Raw genomic sequence first — 21577 nt, 5'->3', positions numbered from 1 at the left:
GGTGGCGCCGTATGGGTCGGTCACGCACGTACGAGTGGGAGGACCCGGGGGTCTCGGCAGCCGCCGTAGGACAGGCCACGGGGCTGGAGTTCCTGCGGGAAGTGATGGCCGGACGCCTGCCCGCACCGCCGATCGGCGCCACCGTGAACTTCGCCCTCGACGAGGTGGAGTACGGGCACGCGGTGTTTTCCCTGATACCGGGGGAGGAGCACTACAACCCCATCGGCAGCGTGCACGGCGGGGTCTTCGCCACCCTGCTCGACTCGGCGGCCGGGTGCGCGGTGCAGTCGACTCTGCCGCAGGGCATGGGATACACGTCGCTCGACCTGAGCGTGCGGTTCCTGCGCCCGGTCACCGCCGACACCGGGCGGATCCGCGCCGTCGGCACCGTCCTGAACGCGGGCCGGCGCACCGCGCTCGCCCAGGCCGAGCTGTTCGACGGGAAGGACCGGCTCCTCGCGCACGCCACGAGCAGCTGCCTGCTGTTTCCCGTCGCGGGTGCCTGACCCGCGACGTCCGAAATCCGCCTGTCCCCCGCGCAGGCGGATCCGTACCGTCAACTCCCCTGATCCTCACGGTCGCAGGCGTCGGCGGAACGCTGTGAAGTTTGCCGGGCGCCGTGACCGTGGTGGTATGGGGAGAAGTACGTACGTGGGTGTGGGTACGTGAAAGTGACGCACGCGGGATCGTGAGGGCGTATGACGGGCGGGCCGGCCGGGGCGTACGAACGCATGCTGGCGGTGGCGGTGGCCGCTCTGCACGAGCGGGATCCCGAGCGGCTGTGGCCGTTGGTCGCCGCGGCCCTGCCGGGCCTGTGCGGGGGAGAGGCGCTGATCTACAAACTCGGCGAGTGGACGGACCGGACCGGCGCGATGGGTCTCTCGCCCGCCGCCGCGGCGCACTTCGGGCGGATCGACGACCTCGGGGACGAGGCGATGACGGTGCTCCGCCGGGGCTACCCCTTCGCGGACCACTACGCCACGGCCGGTGCCGTCCGCCTCCCCGGCACCGCGCACCGGATGGCCGGGAGGGGCTGGGCGCACAGCAGGACCGCGGGCACGATCAGCCGGTTGATGGACGCCGACCACGTTCTCGCGATCCCGCTGCCGGGCACGGCCACCCCGGTCACCGGCTGCCTCGTCTACCGCGCCGGATCCGACTTCACCGAGGACCACGTCCGGGCCGCCGAGCAGATGCAGCCCCTGCTGGCCGGCGTGGAACAGCAACGGCAACTCCTTGAGCAGTGGCGCGCGACCACCGCCCCGCCCGAGGCGACGGAGGCGACGGCGGACTCCCGGCTCACGCCCCGCCAGGTCACCGTCCTCCTCCTGCTCGCCGACGCCCTCACGGCCGCCGCCATCGCCCACCGCCTGGGCATCTCCGTACGCACGGTGCACAAGCACGTCGAGAGCCTGTACCGGAAGCTGGGGACGCGGGACCGGGTGAGTACGGTGTTGCGGGCGCAGGAGATCGGGTTGTTGCCGCGGCGGTCGGGGCGTTGAGGTTCTGGGGCGCCCGGTGGCCGGGAGCCGGTCGGTGTGCGTCTCGGGCGGGGCGCCGAGGTGCCGGGCCGTTGGCTCGCGGCCGGTCGATGTCCGTGTCGGGCGGGGTGGTGAGACCTCGGGCTGCTGCCTCACGGCCCGGCGGTACGCGCGCCCAACGGGACACGGAACCCCGCCCACTGCCCCGAATCCCCTCGATGTCCGATGATCGTCCTGGACACCCGGGTCCCCGAGGCCCGCACTCGGCACCGACAGGAGCTCACTTCCGTGGCCTACGACATCACCGCCCTGCGCGCCCTGTTCCCCGCCCTGAGCGGCGGCACCGCCTACTTCGACGGTCCCGGCGGCACCCAGACCCCCCGACCGGTCATCGAGGCGATCACGCGGGCGCTGGCGAACCCGCTGTCGAACCGCGGCCGGGTGACCGCCGGAGAGCGCAACGCCGACACCATCGTCACCGGAGCCCGCGAGGCCATGGCCGACCTCCTCGGCGCGCGGCCCTCGGGGATCGTCTTCGGCCGCAGCGCCACCCAGCTCACCTACGACTTCGCCCGCACCCTCGCCGCGACCTGGTCGGTCGGGGACGAGGTCGTCGTCACCCGCCTCGACCACGACGCCAACATCCGCCCCTGGATCCAGGCCGCCGAGCGGGTCGGCGCCACCGTCCGCTGGGCGGACTTCGACCCGGCGACCGGCGAACTCACTCTCGACCACCTCCGCGCCGCCCTGTCCGACCGCACCCGGCTCGTCGCCGTCACCGCCGCCTCCAACCTCATCGGCACCCGGCCCGCGGTCAGCGAGATGTCCCGCCTGGCCCACGAGGCGGGCGCCCTGGTCCACGTCGACGGCGTCCACTACACCGCGCACGCCCTGGTCGACATCGGGCAGCTCGGGGCGGACTTCTACGTCTGCTCGCCGTACAAGTTCCTCGGCCCGCACCACGGCGTCCTCGCCGCCCGGCCCGAGCTGCTCGCCACCCTGCGGCCGGACAAACTCCTGCCGTCCTCCGACGAGGTACCCGAGCGCTTCGAACTCGGCACCCTGCCCTATGAGTTGCTCGCGGGCACGAGTGCCGCCGTCGACGTCCTCGCCGGCCTCGACACCGAGGCCACCGGCAGTCGCCGCGAGCGCCTGACAGCCGGCCTCGCGGCACTCCACCGGCACGAGGAGACCCTGCGCACGCGCATCGACCAGGGACTCGCCGGCCTGGACGGGATCACGGTCCACTCGAACGCGGCCGACCGCACACCCACCGTGCTGCTCACCTTCGACGAGTCCTACGGCGCACACGGCACACAGGACGCCTCCCGGTTCCTGGCCGAACGCGACGTGCACGCACCCTCCGGCTCCTTCTACGCCATCGAAGCCTCCCGCCACCTCGGCCTGGGCGACACCGGCGGCCTGCGCATCGGCCTCGCGCCCTACACCAGCACCGAGGACGTCGACCGTCTCCTGGCCGGACTGGCGCTGTTCCTGAAGCAGCCACGTCAGTCCTGCTAGAGGTGGCCTCGGAGACGGGCGGCGAGGAGGTGAACGGCGACGACGTGGACGAGCCGCGGATGAGGGAAAAAAGATGTATGCAATGACGGGTTAATGATGGATTCCGCTCTTCAACATTGCCCCGCACTCCCTCTACCGTTGCGCCCATGTGAACGGCCTGGCCGTCGGCTGATCAGTACCGCGTCAGCCTGGACGGCTTCTGGAGGGAGAAGGCAATGGCGCCTGCGGAACTGCTGATCGGAAGCCGATGGCAGGCATCCCGTCTGTTGGGTATGACGCGCCGGGCGACGACCTTCACCTTGCCCCTCGCCCCGCAACCCCCACTGAACCCCGGAAAGGCCACAGCATGACCACCTCCCCCCTGAACAGGATCGCCGGTGCTCCCATCTCCTGGGGTGTGTGCGAAGTGCCGGGCTGGGGCTACCAGTTGACGCCCGAGCGGGTGCTGAACGAGATGCGCGAGGTCGGTCTGGCCGCCACCGAGTTCGGCCCCGAGGGCTTCCTGCCCGCCGCGCCGGACGCCATGGCCCGGACACTCGCCGACCACGACCTGCACGCCGTCGGCGGCTTCACCCCGCTGCTGCTGCACGTGCCCGGCCACGACCCGCTGCCCGAGGCCGAGCTGCTCCTGGAGGGCTACGACGCCTCGAAGGCGGAAGTGCTCGTCCTGTCGGCCGTCACCGGCCAGGACGGCTACGACTCCCGCCCCGAACTCGACGCCGACGGCTGGAAGTTGCTGCTGTCCAACCTCGACCGGCTCGCCGCGTTGGCCGCCGAACGCGGTGTACGCGCCGTCCTGCACCCGCACGTCGGCACGATGATCGAGAACGGCGACGAGGTCCGACGCGTCCTGGAGCACTCGGCGATCTCGCTCTGCCTCGACACCGGCCACCTGCTCATCGGCGGCACCGACCCGGCCGAACTCACCCGCCAGGCGCCCGAGCGCATCGCCCACACCCACATGAAGGACGTGGACGCCTCCCTCGCCGCCAAGGTCCAGTCGGGACAGCTCAGTTACACCGACGCCGTGCGCAAGGGCATGTACCGCCCGCTGGGCGCGGGCGACGTGGACGTCCAGGCCATCGTCAGCCACCTCAGCGCCCGCGGTTACGACGGCTGGTACGTCCTGGAGCAGGACACCATCCTCACCGAGGAGCCCACGACCAAGGGTCCGGTCGAGGACGTGTGGGCCAGCGCCGAACACCTGCGCTCGGTGCTGCGCGGCGTCGTCGCGCAGTCGTAGTCGCGTCGCGCAGTCGTATACGGGTCTGGTGCGGTGGACGAGGAAACCAGACCTGGCACGTCGGCGGACCGGAGTGCCGCGGCACTCGTGAGGTAGGGGCGAGCGGCGCGGCTTGGCGGGTCAGCGTTCGAACACCCCGGTGCGGCGACCGCGGCCGAGGACGGGTGCCGTGATGGTGGGCAGGAGGGCGCGGGGTCGGGCCCGGTCCACCGGTGGGGCGCCGGAGGCGTTCTCCACGGGAGCCGCGAGGGCGAACAACTGGAAGACGTAGCGGTGTGGCCCGTGGCCTTTGACGGGCGCCGGGCCGTGGTAGCCCCGTCCGATGGTGGAGCGGAGCACCCGCACCCCCGGGCCGGGCTGCCGTGCGGACAGGGCGCCGGGCTCCAGGTGTCCCGTCGCCGGGTCGATCAGCGCGAGGCAGTGCACGGCCGGCTTGGCCATGGGGACGTCGATGTCCTCTACGACCAGGAGGAGTTGTGCGGTGCCGGGTGGGAGCGGGGTCCAGGCCAGGTGAGGGGACAGGTCGGCGCCGCCGATCTGCTTCGCGCAGTGCTTCAGCGGCATGGTGTCGCCGTCCCCGAAGTCCTCGCTGGTGAGGGACAGTTGGTCGGGTCCCCGCAGGTTGGCCAGGTTCCACGCCGTGTGGGTCTCGCCTGCTCTGCGGTTGCGCAGGAGTCGGCCCAGGAGAGTCATCGGGTCCCTTCCATCATGTCGACGACCTCGGCGGTGGTCGCGGTCTCACCGAGCTTGGGGAAGACGCGCTCGACGCTGTGGCGATGGGCCTCGGCATCGGGATCGCCCATGGCGTCGGTGGCCAGGACGACGTGGTAGCCGTGGTCGGAGGCCGAGCGCGCGGTCGACTCGACGCCCGAGCCGGTCGCGATGCCGCAGAGCACGACCTGCGTGACGCCCAAGTCCCGCAGGAGCGTGTCGAGTCCGGTGTCGTGGAACGCGCTGCGCCGCCGCTTGGTGATCAGGTGGTCGGTCGGCTGTACGTCGAGTTCGTCGATGAGGTCGGCCCAACCGGCGGGCGGCGCCACGCTGTTGGCGGACCGACCGGTGTCGGTACGGCCCCGCGGGCGTCCGGTGACGTTGACCAGGACCACGGGAAGACCGTGCCGTCGGAACTCGGTGGCCAGGTGGGTCGCCTGCTTGACGGCGGTGGTGATCGGATCGTCGGTGAGGGCGGGGACGAGGCCCTTCTGCAGGTCGACCACGACGAGCGCGGACACGGGGTCGATCGTTGTCAGTGGCATGGGAGTCGCTTCTCCTGTTGTCTGTCGTTGTCTTATCTGTCCGGTCGTGCGAGGGCGTCGCCGGTGGCCGCCTCGCGCGGTCCCGGGGTCTTGGCCGTGGGGCCGGTACCGGTGCCGCGCAGCAGAGAGGCGATCGCGGCGAGGAAGGCGAGGGCGGCGCCGAAGGCGAACACGATGACCAGGCCGGAGTGGAAGGGCCCGGATATCAGGGTCGGGAAGAACTCGCTTCCGGTCAGGGTGTGTTGCTGCGCCGCCGTCAGATGAGTGAGGACGCCGCTGGGCTGGAGCAGGTGCTGGATCGGGTTGACGCCCAACTGCGCGGCGAACAGGGACGAGACCGGGGGCAGGCCGCCGACCTGGGTGGCCAAGTGGGCCGGTACGCCCTGCTGTCGCAGTCCCGCGGTGAGCGTGTGCGGGAGACTCCCGGCCAGCCCCGCGATCATGAGGGAGAAGAACACACCGATGGAGACGGCGGTGCCGGAGTTCTGGAAGGTCGCGCGCATGCCGGAGGCGACACCGCGCGACCGGGCGGGCACACTCCCCATGATCGAGGAGGAGTTGGGGGAGGCGAACATCCCGCTGGCGATCCCGTTGAGCGCGATCAGCACCGCGAAGATCCAGTAACCGAAGTCGATCGGCAGGCACATCAGCCCCAGGAAACTGGCGCCGAACAGCAGCGCGCCGCCGGTGGCCAGCCCCCGGGAACCGAGCCGGTCCGACAGATAGCCGGACACCGGGCCCGCGGCGAGGAAGCCCGCGGTCAGCGGCAGCATGAAGATGCCGGCCCACAGGGGAGTGTCGCCGTAGGCGTAGCCGTGCAGCGGGAGCCAGATGCCCTGCAGCCAGATGATCAGCACGAACTGCATCCCGCCCCGGCCGATCGAGATGGCAAGACCGGCCAAGTTGCCGAAGGTGAAGGCCCGTTGACGGAAGAGGCTCAGCTGGATCATCGGCGCGGAGACGCGGTTCTCGATGACGACGAAGGCCACAAGGAGGAGCAGTCCGCCGGCTGTCAGCACATCGACCAGGGGGTTGGTCCAGCCCATGGTGTGGCCGCCGTAGGGCTGGAGGCCGAAGGTGATCGCGATCAGGGTGGAGCTGAGGCCCACCGCGAAGGTGATGTTGCCCCACCAGTCGATACGGCCGCCGTCGTGCTTCGCGGTCTCGCGCAGGGTGCGGTACGCCCACACCGTGAAGAACACGCCGATGGGCACGTTCACCCAGAACACCGCCCGCCAGTCCCAGGCCGACAGCAGACCGCCGGCGACCAGACCGATGAACATCCCGCCCAGGCCGGCGACCTGGTTGATGCCCAGGGCGAAGCCGCGCTGCTCCTCGGGGAAGGCGTCGGTCAGGATCGCGGCCGAGTTCGCGGTCAGCATCGAGCCGCCGACGGCCTGGAGCACCCGCCAGGCGATCAGCCACATCGCTCCGTGGCCGCCGTCGAAGGGGTCGAAGGACAGCAGGACCGAGGCGAAGGTGAAGACCGCGAACCCGGAGTTGTAGATCCGGACCCGGCCGTACATGTCGCCCAGGCGCCCCACCGTGACCACCAGCACGGCCTGGACCAGCCGGTAGCCCATGATCATCCACAGCAGGTAGGCGATGTTGCCCGGCGCGAGCGGGTCCAGGTGTACGCCTCGGAAGATCGTCGGCAGGGCGATCAGCACGATGGAGCCGTCCAGCGCGGACATGAAGACCGCGGCGGTCGTGTTCGTCAGCGCCGTCCACTTGTACCGGTCGCCGACGGTCGGGCGGCGCGGGGCGCGCGGTTGGGGAGGATCTGTCATCGTTCCGCTTCCTCGTGGCTCCGTCGACGTCAGATGTTCTGGGCGAGTCGCTCCAACAGCGCTGTGGTCGCCGCGAGTTGCTTCAGCTCCGCCGGGGTGAACGCCCCGCTGGTCATGGCACGGGCGAGGAGTTCGGCCCGCGCGTTGCGCTTGTCCTTCAGCGCCTGCCGGCCCGCGTCGGTCACCGTCAGCACCACGCGCCGGCCGTCGTCCGGGTCCGGGCGGCGCTCCACCAGGCCGCGGGCCCGCAGCGCGTTGAGCGTCGCCCCCATGGCCTGCGCGGTGATCTGTGCCTCGCGGGCCAGCGCCGAGGAGGTCGTGGGGCCCGCTCGGTCCAACTGGGACAGGGCGGTCCGCTCGGGCATCGTGAGTCCGCCCTCGACCGGTACCTGGCGGGCTCGTCGTACCAGCACGCCGATGCTCGCCAGCAGGGCAGAGGCGACCGTGTTCGGGTCCGGGTCGTCGTTCATGTACTAAGGCTACTTTATAAAGCTGCCTTAGTAAATTCGCCTGGGCCGGCTCCGCACGAGCGAGGGCTCCGAGGGGAGCGGTAATCGCCTTTCGCAGCGGGCATCCACGGGCTACTGTCCGAACAGCGAGTGATCGACGAGGAGTTGGAGCCCAGAGATGCCCGGTCGTCCGGGCGCGCGTTGACGTCGTAGGCCGTGATCGGCCCGTCATCGCGTGCCGCCCTCGATGCTGCGGCACAGCGAGCCTTTCCCCGCCCGAACCCCGGGCGCGCCTTCCGCGTGCCGGGTCGCGGGTCTCGTTGTCGGCAACGCAAGGGATCTCTGTGCCGTCCACTTCGAACAACGACTTCCGTCGGCTCTGGCTGGGCCAGACAGCCTCCCAACTCGGCGAGCAGACAAGCCTGGTGGTGCTTCCGCTCTTCGCCGTGCTGACACTCGACATCGGTTCCGGCGAGTTGGGCACCCTGCGCGCGACGGGACAGGCACCGGTCCTGTTGCTCTCGCTCTTCGTCGGAGCCTGGGTGGACAGGTGGCGGACGCGCACGGTGATGTGGGTGGCGGACCTCGGCCGGACGATGGTTCTGGGCGCCGCAGCGGCAGCCGCACTGCTCGACCGGATCGGACTGCCCGCGTTGTTCGTGGTGGTCGCCGCCTCCGGGGCCCTGTCCGTGTACTTCGACGTGGCCTACCAGGCCTCTGTCGTACGGCTGGTGACACACGATCAACTGGTGCGTGCCAACAGTGTGTTGGAGGGCAGCCGGTCGGCGACCCTGATCGGCGGCCCCGCTCTCGGCGGCGCGTTGGTGACCCTGCTGTCGGCGCCGATCGCCGTCGCCTCCGGAGCGTTCTTCTTCGCGCTGTCGTTCCTGTCGGTCCGCCGGATCCGTCGTACCGAATCCTTCCCGGCACGTATGGAGTGTCCCCCTCGGGTGTGGCGGCGGATTCATGAGGGCCTGCGCTTCGTCGTCGGCGACTCCTCGCTGCGTACCGTGTGCCTCGCCGCCGCCCCCTTCCAGTTCTTCTTCGCGGCGACGATGACCGTCTACCTGCTCTTCCTCCCACGCGAACTGCACCTGTCGGGCACCGCCGTGGGCCTGGCGCTCGCGGCGACCGGTCCGGGGGCGCTCGTCGGCGCGATGCTGGCCGCCCGGCTGCCGAGGCGCTTCGGCCACGGCACGGTGCTCGTCGTCGCGGCGGCACTCGGCGACGGCGTCTTCCTGTGGGTGCCCGCGCTGCACGGATCGTCCGCGACGACGATTCCCGTACTCCTCGCGGTCAACTTCGTGTTCGGGATCGGCGGGCAGCTGGTGAACGTCACGGTCATGGCCGTCCGGCAGGCCGTGACCCCGCACGGGATGCAGGGTCGTGCCGCCGCGACGATCACGTTCGTCGGCATGGGACTGAGCCCGCTGGGATCTCTGCTCGGCGGCTTCCTCGCCCAGGAGTTGGGGCTGCGCACCAGCCTCCTGGTGACTGCGGCAGGCATGATGCTGTCCCCGGCGGTGATCGCGCTGTCTCCTCTCGCACGCCTGGGACGGGACCTTGGTTAATCTGCACCGGTGACCATTGACCTGACCCTGCTGCCGCGAGTCGCCCATCGAAGACAGGAGGTCACCGCGCCCCGGCTGCGCGGACTCCTCGCACTGCTCGCGGGCGACCTGCGCACGGGCTGCAGCACCGAGCGGCTGGTGGCGGGGCTGTGGCCGGACGAGCTGCCGGAGCGGCCGGGAAAGGCGTTGCAGGTCCTCGTGTCCCGGGCCCGGTCGCAGCTGGGCGCGGACCTCATCGTGAACACGCCGACCGGATACCGGCTCGCCCTCGCCGAGGACCAGGTCGACAGCTCGGCCCTGCTGCTGCACGCCGCCGCGAGCGCGGACCGGGCAAGGGCCGGGGACCACGCGGGATCGCTGGCGGCGGCCGAGTCCGGACTCGCACTCTGGGAAGGCACCCCCGACGAGGGCGGCGACACCGACGACCCCGTGGCCGCGTTGTGCGCCGAGCGCGCCCCCGTCCGCGACGCGCTCGTCCGCGCGCAGGCGCTCGCGCTCGCCCGCCTCGGGCGGCACGCGGAGGCCGCCGGGCCGCTGGCCGTGGCCGCCGTAGCGCATCCGCGCGATGAGGAGGTGCTCGCCGAACTGCTGCGCGGCGAGGCGGCGACGGCCGGTCCGTCCGCCGCGCTGACCCGGTACGAGGCCTACCGCCGTGAGTTGCGCGACGACCTCGGCACGGATCCCGGTGCCGGACTGAAGGCCGTACAGCAGGAGTTGTTGCGTGGCGAGGCGCCCGTGGCCAGGCACGGTGTGCCGCACGAGCCGAACCCGTTGCTGGGCCGGGACGAGGACATCGCCGCGGTGGAAGGGCTGTTGCGTGTCTCCCGTGCCGTCACCGTCGTAGGCCCCGGCGGTCTCGGGAAGACCCGGCTCGCGCATGCCGTAAGCCGCCGGGCCGAGCAACGGGTGGTGTATTTCGTGCCGCTCGCCGGTGTCACCGCGGACGCGGACGTGGCCGCCGAGGTGGCCTCCGCGCTCGGTGCCGGTGCCCTGGGCGGGCCCGCCTCGGGAGACCCGGTGACCGGCATCCTCGGCGTGCTCGGCGCCGGGCCCGCACTGCTGGTCCTCGACAACTGCGAGCAGGTCGTCCGGGGCGCCGCCGACCTCGTACAGGCCCTGGTCTCGTCCTCCAAGGACCTGCGGGTCCTCGCCACCAGCAGGTCCCCGCTGGGCCTCACCTCGGAGGCGGTGTACGCGCTGCCGGAACTCGGTCTCGCCACCTCGGTCGAGCTGTTCACCCAGCGGGCCCGGGCCGCCAGAAGCGGCGTGGAACTGCCGCCGGACGCGGTGGCCGAGCTCTGCCGCCACCTCGACGGGCTGCCGCTCGCCGTGGAGCTGGCGGCGGCGCGGGTACGCGTCCTGTCGGTTCCGGACATCGCCCGCCGCCTCGGCGACCGGTTCGCGCTGCTGCGCGGCGGGGCACGCGACGTACCGGAACGCCACCGCACCCTGCACGCGGTCGTCGAGTGGAGCTGGAACCTGCTCGCCGAGGACGCCAGGGCCGCGCTGCGCACCCTGTCCGTCTTCCCCGGCGGCTTCTCCGGCGAAGCGGCGGAGCGAGTGCTCGGCGACGACGCGCTGTTCCTGCTGGAGCAGCTGGCCGATCAGTCACTGCTCACCGTCGCCGACACCCCGGCCGGCGTCCGGTTCCACATGCTGGAGACCGTACGGGAGTTCAGCGCGGCCCGGCGTACGGAGGCCGGCGAGGACGACGAGGCCGTAGGCCAATTCCTCGACTGGGCGCGGGAGTTCGGGCTCGCGCACCACGACGTGCTCTTCGGCCCGGACGCGCAGGGCGCCTGGGAGCGGATCAAGTCCGAGCAGGACAACCTCGTGTCGGCCCTGCGCCACGCCCTGGCCCGCGACGACGACCCCGCCACCGCCGCCACCGCCGCCGTCCTCGCCAGTCTGTGGTCCACCGGCACCAACTACCCCCGCCTCGTCGCCCTCACCGCGGACACCGGACCGGCGCTGTCGCACTACCACCCCGCGCCCGCATACGTCGAAGTCGCCCGCACCGCCGCCGTGTTGGGCACGGTGACCGTGTTCATGGGCCCGGGCCCCCGCGCCGTACGCCAACTCGTCACCCTCCGACGGCTGCCACCGGCCCCACCGGACACACTGATGCGCGCCACCGCGATCGTGCTGAGCGCGGTCCCCGAGATACGGCCTCCCGACTACGACGTGCTGCGCCGGCTCTGCGAAGGCGAAGGCGAGGGAGAGCGGGCTCTGCTCTCCGGCATCGCCGAGTGCCTCGCCTGCTACGTCTGGGAGTTCGAGCACGACATCGACCGCGCGCTCGTCTCGGCCCGCCGGACGGTCGTCGGACTGGCACCCGTCGACAACCCGTCGGTGCAGCTCATGGTGCACTCCCGGCTGAGCGAGCTGTGCCTGCGGACGGGGCGGGGCGAGGAGGCGTACGAACATCTCAAGGCGTCCCTCGATGTGCTGCCGAGGCTCGGCGACGGGCACGACTACATCGGCATCCGCTCGCTCCTCGTCCTGGCCTGTCTGCAGCGCGGCGACGCCGACGAGGCCGAGTACTGGCTGCGGCAGGCGGAGAGCGACAACACCGCTATGGAGGACGACTTCTACCGGCCCGACCTCGGCGGGCGCGCCGAGATCGCCCTCGCGCGCGGACTGACGGAGGTCGGACTCGGCCTGTGGCGCGGGGCGGTGGAGCGCATGCTCGCGGCCGGCCCGCGCGACGCCGACGCCGGGCTCGACCCGTGGGCGTATCTGATCCAGTCGGTGGCGGTGACGGCCCACGCGCGGGCCGGCCGACTGGAGTTGGTCGCGAACGTGGTCGACCGGCTGCGCGGGCGGCTGCGGGCGATGCTCGCCGAACCGGTCGGCTCACCCGCCGAACTCCCCATGTTCGGGACGATGTTGCACGCTCTAGGCATGGCGGGGCTCGCGTCCGGCGACACCGGTGCCGTACGGATGCTCGCGCTGGCCGAACGGCTGCGGGTGATGCGGGAGTTCCAGCCCACGATGTCGGCGGACAGTGCCAGGGAGGCGGCCGAGGACGCCGACAGGGCGGCGTACGCCGACGCGGTGTCGGAGTACGCCGCCCTGGGGCGGGACGAGTTGCGGGACGCGGCCCGCGCTGTCATGGCGGTTACTTCGGGTCGCGGTTGAACGACGCCGTCGACCAGCGGTAGCCGAGCACGGTCAGACCGACGCACCAGGCGAGCGCGATCCACCAGTTGTTGCCGATCCCGGTGCCGAGCAGCAGGCCGCGCAGGGTCTCGATGGCCGGGGTGAAGGGCTGGTACTCGGCGATCGGCCGGAACCAGCCCGGCATCGTGTCGGCCGGGATGAACGCGCTGGAGATGAGCGGGAGGAGGATCAGCGGCTGCGCGCTGTTACTGGCCGCCTCCGCGTTCGGGCTGGCCATGCCCATCCCGACGGCGATCCAGGTGAGCGCCAGGGAGAACAGGGCGAGGAGCCCGAACGCGGCCAGCCATTCCAGGGCGGTGGCGTCCGTGGAGCGGAAGCCGATGGCCACGGCGACGGCACCGACGAGGACCACGCTGGCCACGCACTGGATCACACTGCCGACGACGTGCCCGACGAGCACGGACCCGCGGTGGATCGCCATCGTCCGGAAGCGGGCGATGATGCCCTCGTTCATGTCGGTCGCGACGGACACCGCCGTGCCGATCACGGTGCCGCCGATGGTCATCATCAGGATGCCCGGCACGATGTAGGCGACGTAGTCGGAGCGGTCCGCGCCACCGATGCCCGTGCTCATCACATCGCCGAAGATGTAGACGAAGAGCAGCAACAGCATGATCGGGGTGAGCAGCAGGTTCAGGGTGAGGGACGGGTAGCGGCGCGCGTGCAGCAGGTTGCGGCGCAGCATCGTGGACGAGTCGCGGACGGCGAGGGAGAGGGCGCTCATCGGACGTTCTCCTTGGGCTGGTTGGCCTGGTCGGTCTGGCTGGGGACCTCGGTGGCGCCGGTGAGGGCGAAGAACACGTCGTCGAGGTCGGGGGTGTGCACGGTCAGTTCGTCCGCCTCGATGCCGGTCGCGTCCAACCAGTCGAGGATGGAACGCAGTTCGCGCTGGCTGCCGCCGCTGGGGATCTGGAGCGAGAGAGCCTCGTCGTCGCGAGTGACTTCGCGCAGGGCGACGGCCGCGGACTGGTAGGCGGCCGGGTCGGTGAAGCGGAGCCGGACGTGTCCGCCCGGGACGAGCCGCTTCAACTCCGCGGCGCTGCCCTCGGCGGCGATCCTGCCGTCGTTCAACACCGCGATACGGTCGGCGAGTTCGTCGGCCTCTTCCAGGTACTGGGTGGTGAGGAAGACGGACACGCCACCGGAGACCAGCTCGCGGATGATGCCCCACATGGTGTGCCGGGAGCGCGGGTCGAGACCGGTGGTCGGCTCGTCGAGGAAGATGATCCGGGGGTCGCCGACCAGCGTCATGGCGAGGTCGAGGCGGCGCTTCATGCCGCCGGAGTAGGTGGAGGCGGGCTTCTTCGCGGCCTCGGTGAGGTCGAAGCGCTCCAGCAGCTCGGCGGCGGCCCGCCGTCCCTCCCGCTTGGACAGGTGGTGCAGGTCCGCCATGAGGAGCATGTTCTCCTCGCCGGTGATCAGGCCGTCCACGGCGGAGAACTGCCCGGTGACACCGATCCGGGCCCGCACGGCCTGCGCGTCGGTGGCCAGGTCGTGACCGCCGACGCGCAGCTCGCCGGCGTCGGCGGTGACGAGGGTGGAGAGGATCTTCACGGCGGTGGTCTTGCCGGCGCCGTTCGGACCGAGCAGGGAGAAGACGGTGCCGGTCGGCACCGCCAGGTCGATGCCGTCGAGGACCGTCTTGTCCCCGTAGGCCTTGCGCAGCCCGGTGGCTGAGATCGCGAGTTCGTCGGTCGTTGTCGTCATGCCGCAGAGCGTGCGGCAGGGCGCATTCAGCGCGGTTTCACGAGGGTTTCAGCGCCCTGGAACCGGGCGGCTGAGGGCGACGGAACACGGATCAGGTGGTTCTGGACAGGCTCGGGCGCAGCCTCACCGGTGATGCGGAAGCGGAGGGCGCGTTCCTGGTCGGAGAGGCGCAGCGCACGGGCGATGCCGGGTCAGGACGGTGTGCGAGGGATGACCTGCCCGTGTCCGTTCCAGGCTGCTGTAGCGGTTCACGGAGATGTGCGCGAGCTGGGCGACCTCCTCGCGGCGCAACCCGGGGGTGCGGCGCCGGGACCAGTGCGGCGGGCCCACGTCCTCGGGGCGTACGCGTTCCCGTTCGCCGTGCGGGAACGCCGAGAGCGTGCTCTCCCACGCTCATGAGGAGCACGGGCGGAGCCGCGCCGATAGGCTGGGAGTGCTCGGCGGATCAGCGGGTACCCAGCCGGAACTCCAACCGCAGCACAGGAGGAATCGTGGCCGGTCAGTTTGAGGCTACAGCCGAGATCAACCGCCCCATCGAGGAGGTTTTCGCCTTCCTCGCCGCAGGCACGAACGACCCCAAGTTCAGCCCGAGGGTCCAGGAGATCACCAAGACTCCGGAGGGCCCGACGGCCGTAGGAACGATCTTCACCAGCACGGTCAAGGACGCCGGGATGAAGACCGGCCGGAAATTCCGGATCACCGAACTCGATGCACCCCACCGCATCCGCTGGACGGAGACCTCCAAGAACGTCGTCACGGCGGACGAGGGCGGCTACGACCTGGAATCCACCGGTCCGGGCACGACCAAGGTGCGGATCTTCAACGTCCTCGAAGGCCACGGCATCGGCAAGCTGCTCGTGGGCTTCGCGCTGAGTGCGGCACGCAAGGACGGGCCCGGGTTCGGGCAACGGATCAAGACGGCGGTGGAGGCCTCCTGAAGGGCCGGTCCCTGTGAACGCGCCGTCGAGGGGCGGCTGTTGTACGCCTCCACCGTCAGCAGCGGATGACCTGAGGCCAGGGCCCCGGCCGGCCATGGCGACGTGACGGTCTGTGTCTTGCCGGGCAGCAGCCACAGGTAGTTGTGGCTGTACGGCGTCGGCAGCACGCGATGCCCGGTGGAACGCGCGCTGCGGCTGGGGCACAGCACGGCGGCTTCGGCGCTCAAGGTGACGGCCGATCAGGGTCCTGTGCCGGACCGCGCCCGGATCGAGCGCCTCCTTTACCTCCCGACACACGAATGGGCCGCAGGGGCAAGGCAGTTGGCCTCCTCGAAGAACCTCTTCTCCTGGTGGGGCTGCGGGTTGGCCCTACATGTCCAGGACGCTGTCCGATCCTGACACCAGTGCGGACGTGCCTGCCCTGCCAGGCAACGTCCTTCGGCATACCGACATTCACCGACAGGAGCGTGGACACGGGGAACTCCTTCCCACGGGGACGACCGGGGCGGTCGCGCCGGGACGGCAGTCGTTCCTTCCCATACTGAGGGCGCGGTCGCCGCCGTGCGGGACCGCGCCCTCAGCCGCGCACGCGCCTAGTGCGGTGCCGTGATACGGAGCCTGATCGTCCGGGACTCCGGGCGCAGCGCGAACTCGGGCCACACGTCCGGACCGCAGGCCCGTGAGCCGAGCCCGTGCTGGGCGGCGTCGACGAACAGGTGGCTCGTCGACGATTCCGGCAGCTGGTACGGGTGCCCGGCCCGGGCGATCTCCTGCGGGGTGTGGCGGCTGAGCGTGAAGCCCGGACGGCGTCCCTGCGTGTCGGGCAGCGCCACGATCCGCAGCACCTCGGCGCCGCCGCTGGTCAGGTCCAGCCGACGGAGCGCGGAGCGGTGTCCGGTCTCCTGCGGGCGCGCGTAGTCCACGGAGAGGTCGCCGACAGTGGCGGCGAAGCGGCCGGTGCGGGCCGCGCGGACACTGTCGGGGTAGGACTCCAGCGGGCCGAGACCGAACCACTCGGCGCCGTCGACGGGAGACGAGCCGCCGTCGGGCAGGTCGAAGCGCACCCCGATCCGCGGCCACACCGTCCGCCAGCCGGCCGAGGGCTGGATCTCCACCCGCAGCTCCACCTCGCCGTCGCTCTCCCGCGACCAGACGGACTCCACCAGCACCGACAGGCCCGAGTCGGCGGCCGAGACCCTGTCGACCGTGCGCAGCGCGTCCTCGGTCTGCTCCACGGACACCCGTCGCGAGGTCAGCCGGTCCAGGCCGTCGCGACGCCACAGCTCGGCGTTGGACACCCCGGAGACGCTCGCGTCGCTCTCGTGGACCTCGCCCCACGCGCCTTCGTCGTTGTCGGTCGGCGCCCGGAACAGCTCCAACCGGGGCCCCGCCGCGGCGCGTTCGCCCAGCTTCACGAGAGACCCGCCGACGAACTCCGCGATGCCGAGCGTGAGTGTCCCGTCGCCGGGCTGCCAGCCGCCTCGGTGCCGGGCACCGGGAACAGGACGGCGAAGTGACCTGTCCAGCTGGGCAGTTGCGATGACATGGCCCTCGGGTGCCCAAGCTGTCTCCGTCGCCGACTCCGCGTCGATCGTCAGCCAGGTCTCCGCGTCGTGCGACACCGGGATCGCCGGCAGCGGCACCTGGACCGACTCGCCCGCCGCGACGCGCGGGACCTCCAACTCACCTGAACCCACCGGGACTCCGTCGTGCTCGACGCGCCAGCGGAAACGCAGGTCCGACGTGTCGGTCGTATGGCGAAGGTTGGCGATCGCGACCTTGTCGCCGGCGAAGGCGAAGTGCACCGGTGCCACGACGGCCTTGAACTCGTGCAGGCTGGGAGTCGGGACGTCATTGCTCAACAGCATGCCGTCCATCACGAAGTTGCCGTCGTGGATGACCTCTCCGAAGTCGCCGCCGTACGCGTAGTACGGCGTCCCGTCCGGGGTCGTCGCCAGGATGCCGTGATCGCGCCACTCCCAGACGAAGCCGCCGTGCAGGCGCGGATACCTGTGCACCAGTGCCTCGTACTGGTCGAACGCGCCCGGCCCGTTGCCCATCGCGTGCGCGTACTCGCACAGCAGGAACGGCTTGGTGCGCTGCCTGGCGCCTTGTGCGGGCGTGCAGTTGAGGAGCGGGGCGCGTGAGCCGTCGGTGCCGATCTGCTCGGTCTCCAGCACGGACGCGTACATGCGCGAGTAGACGTCGGTGTACTCGCCGGTGTAGTCGCCCTCGTAGTGCACGGGGCGTTCGGCGTCCCGGGCGTGGACCCACGCCGACATGGCGGCGAGGTTGCTGCCGGTGCCCGCCTCGTTGCCGAGCGACCACATCACGATGCTGGGATGGTTCTTGTCCCGCTCCACGGTGCGCTCGATACGGTCGAGGTACGCCGTGCGCCAGGCCGGATCGTCACTGGGGTTGCCGACCCAGCCGACCTTGTCGAAGCCGTGCGTCTCCAGATCGCATTCGAGGATCACCCAGAACCCGAGCTCGTCGGCGAGGTCGAGCAGCCGGGGATGCGGCGGGTAGTGGCTGGTGCGGATCGCGTTCACGTTGAACCGCTTCATCCGGGCCAGGTCCTCGCGCGCGTGCTCCTCGTCGAAGACACGGCCGCGCTCGGGATGGGCCTCGTGCCGGTTCACGCCGTGGAACACGACACGGCGCCCGTTGACCAGGAACTGGTCCCCCCGGATCTCGACGGTACGGAACCCCACCCGCAGGGTGACTGTCTCCGCGCCCGTCGACACCGTGGCGTCGTACAGGCGAGGCCGCTCGGCCGACCAGGGCTCCACGTCGGCGATGTCGAAGGGGGCCACGTCGTCCGGCGCGGCCCAGACCCGCTCGACGCCGAGTTCCGGGATGCGCAGGGTGACCGGGAACGCCGTGGCGGCGGCGGTGATCTCCGCCTCGACGCGCCCGTGCCCGTCGCCGAAGCCGGTCCGCAGCCAGACGTCCTCGATGCCCCCGGCCGGGCGGGCGACGAGGGTGACATCGCGGAAAATGCCCGGCAGCCACCACTGGTCCTGGTCCTCGACATAACTGGCCGCCGACCACTGGTGCACCCGCACGGCGACGACGTTCTCGCCAGTCCGTACGGCGGCTGTCACGTCGAATTCGTGGGCGAGCCGGCTGCCGCTCGCGCTGCCGATCTCCACGCCGTTGACCCACACGCGGAAGAGGGACTCGACACCGTCGAAGCGCAGCACGACCCGCTCGGCGTCCGACCAGCCGGCGGGGACGTCGAAGGTGCGGCGGTAGTCGCCGGTCGGGTTCTCGTCCGGGACGTACGGCGGGTCGATCGGGAACGGGAACTGGATGTTCGTGTAGATCGGGCGGCCGTACGCCCCGTCCCCCTCAAGCACCCAGTGGGAGGGCACGGGAATGCGGTCCCAGCCGTGGGCGTCGTAGCCCTCGGCCGCGAAGTCCTCCGCCACCGACGCCGTGGGGGACAGGCGGAAGCACCAGGACCCGTTCAGGGAAAGGGACTCCGCGTCGGAGTGCAGCCAGGAGCGGGCCGGGCGCAGTGCGCCACGGCCGGGTGCGAGGTCGAAGACATGGGGGGAGAACTCGGGGAGCAAGAGGTCACAACGCTTTCGTGAGAGCGGAACGGGGGCATTGCATTCGATCATGGCGGCCTACCGGAGCACGACTGTGCGGATCTCCCAGGGACCGAGGTCGAGGTCGAGCTCGTCCTGGACCCGGGTGCGGGAGATCGGCCGGCCCAGCAGATCGACGGTGACGGACTCGGTGAACGCTCCCGTCACGCGGACGGTCGACGCGGTGTCGCGCATCGCGGTCAGCCGGACCTCGGTGCCGGGTCCGTGTTCGTCGTCGGTGACACGGCGGACGGCCGAGACGAGGACGTCCTCGCCGTCGACCCGCAACCCGGCCGCATCGGGCGGGAGTTGGTGATCTGCGGGCGCGGTTCCACGAGTGACCAGTACGTCGTTGCGGAACTCCTCGGCGAGAGCGACCGCGTTCGCCCCCTGCCAACCGGTCGCCGAGGGGACGACCGCGAACCGGTTCTCGATACGCGTGCCGAGGTCCTGCGCACCGGGTACGGGGATCTCGCTCGCCGCCGGTTCGTCACGCAGGGGGTGGATGTTGACGCTGATCGAGCCGATCGCGCGCAGCAGCGTGAGCGCGAGTTCGGCGCCGTCGCCGACGAGTTCGTACTCACCGGAGTGGTCGAGCAGGACATGGGCGGCACCGGCCGACACGAACGAACCGGCAGGGAAGGTCGGCAGCGGGTACTCGCCCCAGCCGCCCTCAGCGGTCAACCCGCGCTCGGTGACGGCGAATTGACCGGCCGACGCGGAGGTGGTCACCGGCTCGGGCAGCGGCACGTGGAAGCGCAGCCGGTGATCGGCGGACTGGTTGAGGAAGGACGTGGAGACCCGCACGAAGGGCTCGCCCGCGCGCACTTCCACGAGCGTGTCCACCGGTGTCGGCACGGTCCGGTCGCCGCGCACATCACGATCGGCGGAGAGGGCGGCGGGCCACTCGTAGACACGGGTCACCCGCAGCCGTGAACGCAGCGGGCCGGTTTCGAGGAGCTCGACGGTGACCTCCGTGGGCTCCGACACGAGCAAGTCCCGCGCCGGGGGAGCGTAGTTGTAGCTGTCGCCCCGGTCACCGCCGTCGACGAGCCGGCCGACGCCGTGCAGCACCGTGCCGTCGGGGCCGGTCAGGTCCAGGGTGCCGTCGGCGGCGACGGTGACCTCGACCAGGCCGTTGGAGACGGTGCGGTCGGTGGCCGTAGCGGATGAGTACGAGGTCGAGGCGGCGGTCCTGCCGGGCTCGACCCGGAAGCCTGCCAGCCCGGAGGCGGGAACGTGCACGGGTACGAGCGCGGCGGCGCGGGCTTCCGCCAGCGTCAGTACGCGCCACTCGCCCGGATACGTGGCTGCTGCTGCGGCGACCTCGCGGCGCAGCATCAGCAGGTCGAAGGGGCCGGTGGTCGGTACCTCGGCGAGGTGGAAGACGAGGTCACCCGGGGTGAGTCGGTAGTGGTCGAGCTGGCGGCCGAACAGTTCGCGGCGATGGATGCGACGCAGGACGCGTTCGAGCTGCGAGGCGTCCATGCGCTCGTCGCTGAGGACGGTCGGGGATTGGGAGATCAGCTGCACGGGAGCGGTTGAGCCGTCGGCCGCGGTCGCGAGAAGTGCGGTTCCCTCCGGCGGGGCTACGACGTCGACCTCGACCAGCGCGGTGCGGTCGAAGGGGAGCGGGTTGGCGACCAGGTAGCCGTCGCTCGGCACTCGGGCGGCGGGCTCGGCGAGCGCCGCGTCCCGTACGGCACGCGCTGTCTGTGCGGTTTCGGCGAGGCGGGCGGCCACCTGGTCGCAGGTCTCGTCGGTGCCGGAGCCGACGACAGAGTCGTGCGCGGTCGACTCGATGATCTTGTGCCAGGCGAGGTCGAGGAACGGTGAGTCGTCGCGCCGGGACCACAGGGCGTTCATGCGTTCGGCGTGGTCGATCGTGCGCTCGGCGAGGGCCATCCGCTGCTTGAGCCCGAGCCGCACGGAGAGCACGCCCGGGAGGATGTTGCCGCGTACATGGCTGCGCAGCTCACCGGTGACGACCGCGGACACCTCGTCGCGGATGTGCTTGCGGAGGTACTCGTCGAGGGTGGCGATGGTGAGGGCCCGCCCGTCGCCGGAGGTGCTGCCTTCGCCGGAGGCCCACCCCTCGCCGGAGGTGCTGCCTTCGCCGGAGGCGCTGCCTTTGTTGGATGCGCGTCGCAGCCAGGACGCGAGCAGCGGATCGGGCGCGCTGTGGTCGGTGCCTGCCATCGCCAGTACCGGATCGCCGCCCCACCGCTCGGCCGTCATCTCCGCGTAGTCGCCGAGGGCGCGGCCGATCCGGTCCGGTACCAACAGGACGTCGAGGCCGTTGTCGTAGCCGTCGAAGAGGAACTCGGTGCGGACCTGGGAGCCGTCCGGCGCACGCCAGTTGAAGGCGTGGCCGTCGACGGAGCCGGGCACTCCGCGCCACAGTGCCGCGTGTTCGATGCCGGCGCGCGCGAGGATCTGCGGCATCTGCGCGATGTGGCCGAACATGTCCGGCAGATAGCCGACCGGCATCGCGCCGCCCAGCTCAGCCGCTGCCGCCCAACCCATCCGCAGATTGCGGACGATGGTCTCGCCCGAGCAGAGGAACTCGTCGAGCAGGATCAGCCACGGTCCGACGGCGAGACGGCCCTCCTCGACCAGGGCCGCGACGCGCTCGCGGTTCTCCGGACGCATCTCCAAGTAGTCCTCGATCGCGGCCATTTGGCCGTCGACGGTGAACCGGAAGTCCGGGTCCGACTCGGCCGTCTCCAGCACGGTGTCCAGGGCGGCGACGAGCCGGTGCCGGAACACCTGGAAGGGCTCGTACCACTCCCGGTCCCAGTGGAAATGGGGCACGAAGACAGCGGAGTTGGGCATAATGCGC

The 21577-nt window shown here is 71.1% G+C and carries 15 protein-coding genes and 1 pseudogene; 7 read left to right on the top strand and 9 right to left on the bottom strand.

What is annotated here, in order from left to right:
- Positions 1–11 precede the first annotated feature (11 nt).
- The 4 genes from ACIQBL_RS31535 (at position 12) to ACIQBL_RS31520 (ending at position 4245) form a co-directional block, all read left to right on the top strand.
- Positions 12–506: a PaaI family thioesterase gene (locus tag ACIQBL_RS31535; protein ID WP_401947476.1), complete on the top strand. Its 495-nt coding sequence runs from the start codon at positions 12–14 to the stop codon at positions 504–506.
- A gap of 192 nt (positions 507–698) precedes the next feature.
- Positions 699–1502 carry a response regulator transcription factor gene (locus ACIQBL_RS31530; protein ID WP_401947474.1) on the top strand — a complete coding sequence of 268 codons (804 nt, stop codon included), beginning with the start codon at positions 699–701 and terminating at the stop codon, positions 1500–1502.
- Between the two features lie 267 nt (positions 1503–1769).
- Positions 1770–3002 (top strand): cysteine desulfurase-like protein, encoded by a 1233-nt coding sequence (locus tag ACIQBL_RS31525; protein ID WP_401947471.1) that lies wholly within the window; start codon positions 1770–1772, stop codon positions 3000–3002.
- 346 nt (positions 3003–3348) lie between these two features.
- Positions 3349–4245, top strand: coding sequence for a sugar phosphate isomerase/epimerase family protein (locus tag ACIQBL_RS31520; protein ID WP_401947469.1), 897 nt, complete (start codon positions 3349–3351; stop codon positions 4243–4245).
- A 120-nt stretch (positions 4246–4365) separates the two neighbouring features.
- Here the strand turns inward: ACIQBL_RS31520 and ACIQBL_RS31515 are convergent, their stop codons facing one another.
- Genes ACIQBL_RS31515 through ACIQBL_RS31500 form a run of 4 tightly spaced genes read right to left on the bottom strand, consistent with a single transcriptional unit; the run spans position 4366 to position 7761 of the window.
- Positions 4366–4938: a YbhB/YbcL family Raf kinase inhibitor-like protein gene (locus ACIQBL_RS31515; RefSeq protein ID WP_401947466.1), complete on the bottom strand. Its 573-nt coding sequence runs from the start codon at positions 4936–4938 to the stop codon at positions 4366–4368.
- Positions 4935–5501 carry a cysteine hydrolase family protein gene (locus ACIQBL_RS31510; protein ID WP_401947464.1) on the bottom strand — a complete coding sequence of 189 codons (567 nt, stop codon included), beginning with the start codon at positions 5499–5501 and terminating at the stop codon, positions 4935–4937. Before ACIQBL_RS31510 ends, ACIQBL_RS31515 begins: the two co-directional genes overlap by 4 nt.
- 32 nt (positions 5502–5533) lie before the next feature.
- Positions 5534–7291 (bottom strand): MFS transporter, encoded by a 1758-nt coding sequence (locus ACIQBL_RS31505; RefSeq protein ID WP_401947462.1) that lies wholly within the window; start codon positions 7289–7291, stop codon positions 5534–5536.
- A gap of 29 nt (positions 7292–7320) precedes the next feature.
- Positions 7321–7761: a MarR family winged helix-turn-helix transcriptional regulator gene (locus ACIQBL_RS31500; protein WP_401947459.1), complete on the bottom strand. Its 441-nt coding sequence runs from the start codon at positions 7759–7761 to the stop codon at positions 7321–7323.
- A 323-nt stretch (positions 7762–8084) separates the two neighbouring features.
- Here ACIQBL_RS31500 and ACIQBL_RS31495 point away from each other — a divergent pair, with 323 nt between their 5' ends.
- Positions 8085–9311 (top strand): MFS transporter, encoded by a 1227-nt coding sequence (locus ACIQBL_RS31495; protein WP_401947458.1) that lies wholly within the window; start codon positions 8085–8087, stop codon positions 9309–9311.
- 9 nt (positions 9312–9320) lie between these two features.
- Positions 9321–12452 (top strand): ATP-binding protein, encoded by a 3132-nt coding sequence (locus ACIQBL_RS31490; RefSeq protein WP_401947456.1) that lies wholly within the window; start codon positions 9321–9323, stop codon positions 12450–12452.
- Here ACIQBL_RS31490 and ACIQBL_RS31485 read toward each other — a convergent pair.
- Complete coding sequence (locus ACIQBL_RS31485; protein ID WP_401947454.1) at positions 12433–13218, bottom strand: ABC transporter permease; 786 nt, start codon at positions 13216–13218, stop codon at positions 12433–12435. The genes ACIQBL_RS31490 and ACIQBL_RS31485 overlap by 20 nt on opposite strands.
- A complete protein-coding gene (locus ACIQBL_RS31480; RefSeq protein ID WP_401947452.1) occupies positions 13215–14201 on the bottom strand; it encodes an ATP-binding cassette domain-containing protein in 987 nt (328 codons plus the stop codon). The genes ACIQBL_RS31485 and ACIQBL_RS31480 overlap by 4 nt, the downstream gene beginning before the upstream one ends.
- Before the next feature lie 491 nt (positions 14202–14692).
- Between ACIQBL_RS31480 and ACIQBL_RS31475 the strand changes: the two genes are divergently transcribed.
- The gene (locus ACIQBL_RS31475; RefSeq protein ID WP_401947449.1) at positions 14693–15139 is read left to right on the top strand and encodes an SRPBCC family protein; all 447 of its coding nucleotides are present in this window, start codon (positions 14693–14695) and stop codon (positions 15137–15139) included.
- Between the two features lie 98 nt (positions 15140–15237).
- Here ACIQBL_RS31475 and ACIQBL_RS31470 read toward each other — a convergent pair.
- From ACIQBL_RS31470 to ACIQBL_RS31460, 3 genes and pseudogenes are all read right to left on the bottom strand, one after another.
- Positions 15238–15306, bottom strand: a pseudogene (locus ACIQBL_RS31470) (hypothetical protein); the annotation flags it as partial.
- Positions 15307–15732: 426 nt separating this feature from the next.
- On the bottom strand, positions 15733–18717 hold the full coding sequence (locus tag ACIQBL_RS31465) for a glycoside hydrolase family 2 TIM barrel-domain containing protein (protein ID WP_401947446.1): 2985 nt from the start codon (positions 18715–18717) through the stop codon (positions 15733–15735).
- A 57-nt stretch (positions 18718–18774) separates the two neighbouring features.
- A complete protein-coding gene (locus ACIQBL_RS31460) occupies positions 18775–21570 on the bottom strand; it encodes an alpha-mannosidase (RefSeq protein WP_401947443.1) in 2796 nt (931 codons plus the stop codon).
- Positions 21571–21577 lie beyond the last annotated feature (7 nt).

It is taken from the genome of Streptomyces sp. NPDC088350 (assembly GCF_044753545.1).
Lineage (GTDB): Bacteria > Actinomycetota > Actinomycetes > Streptomycetales > Streptomycetaceae > Streptomyces.
This window is presented reverse-complemented; position numbering and strand designations above follow the sequence as displayed.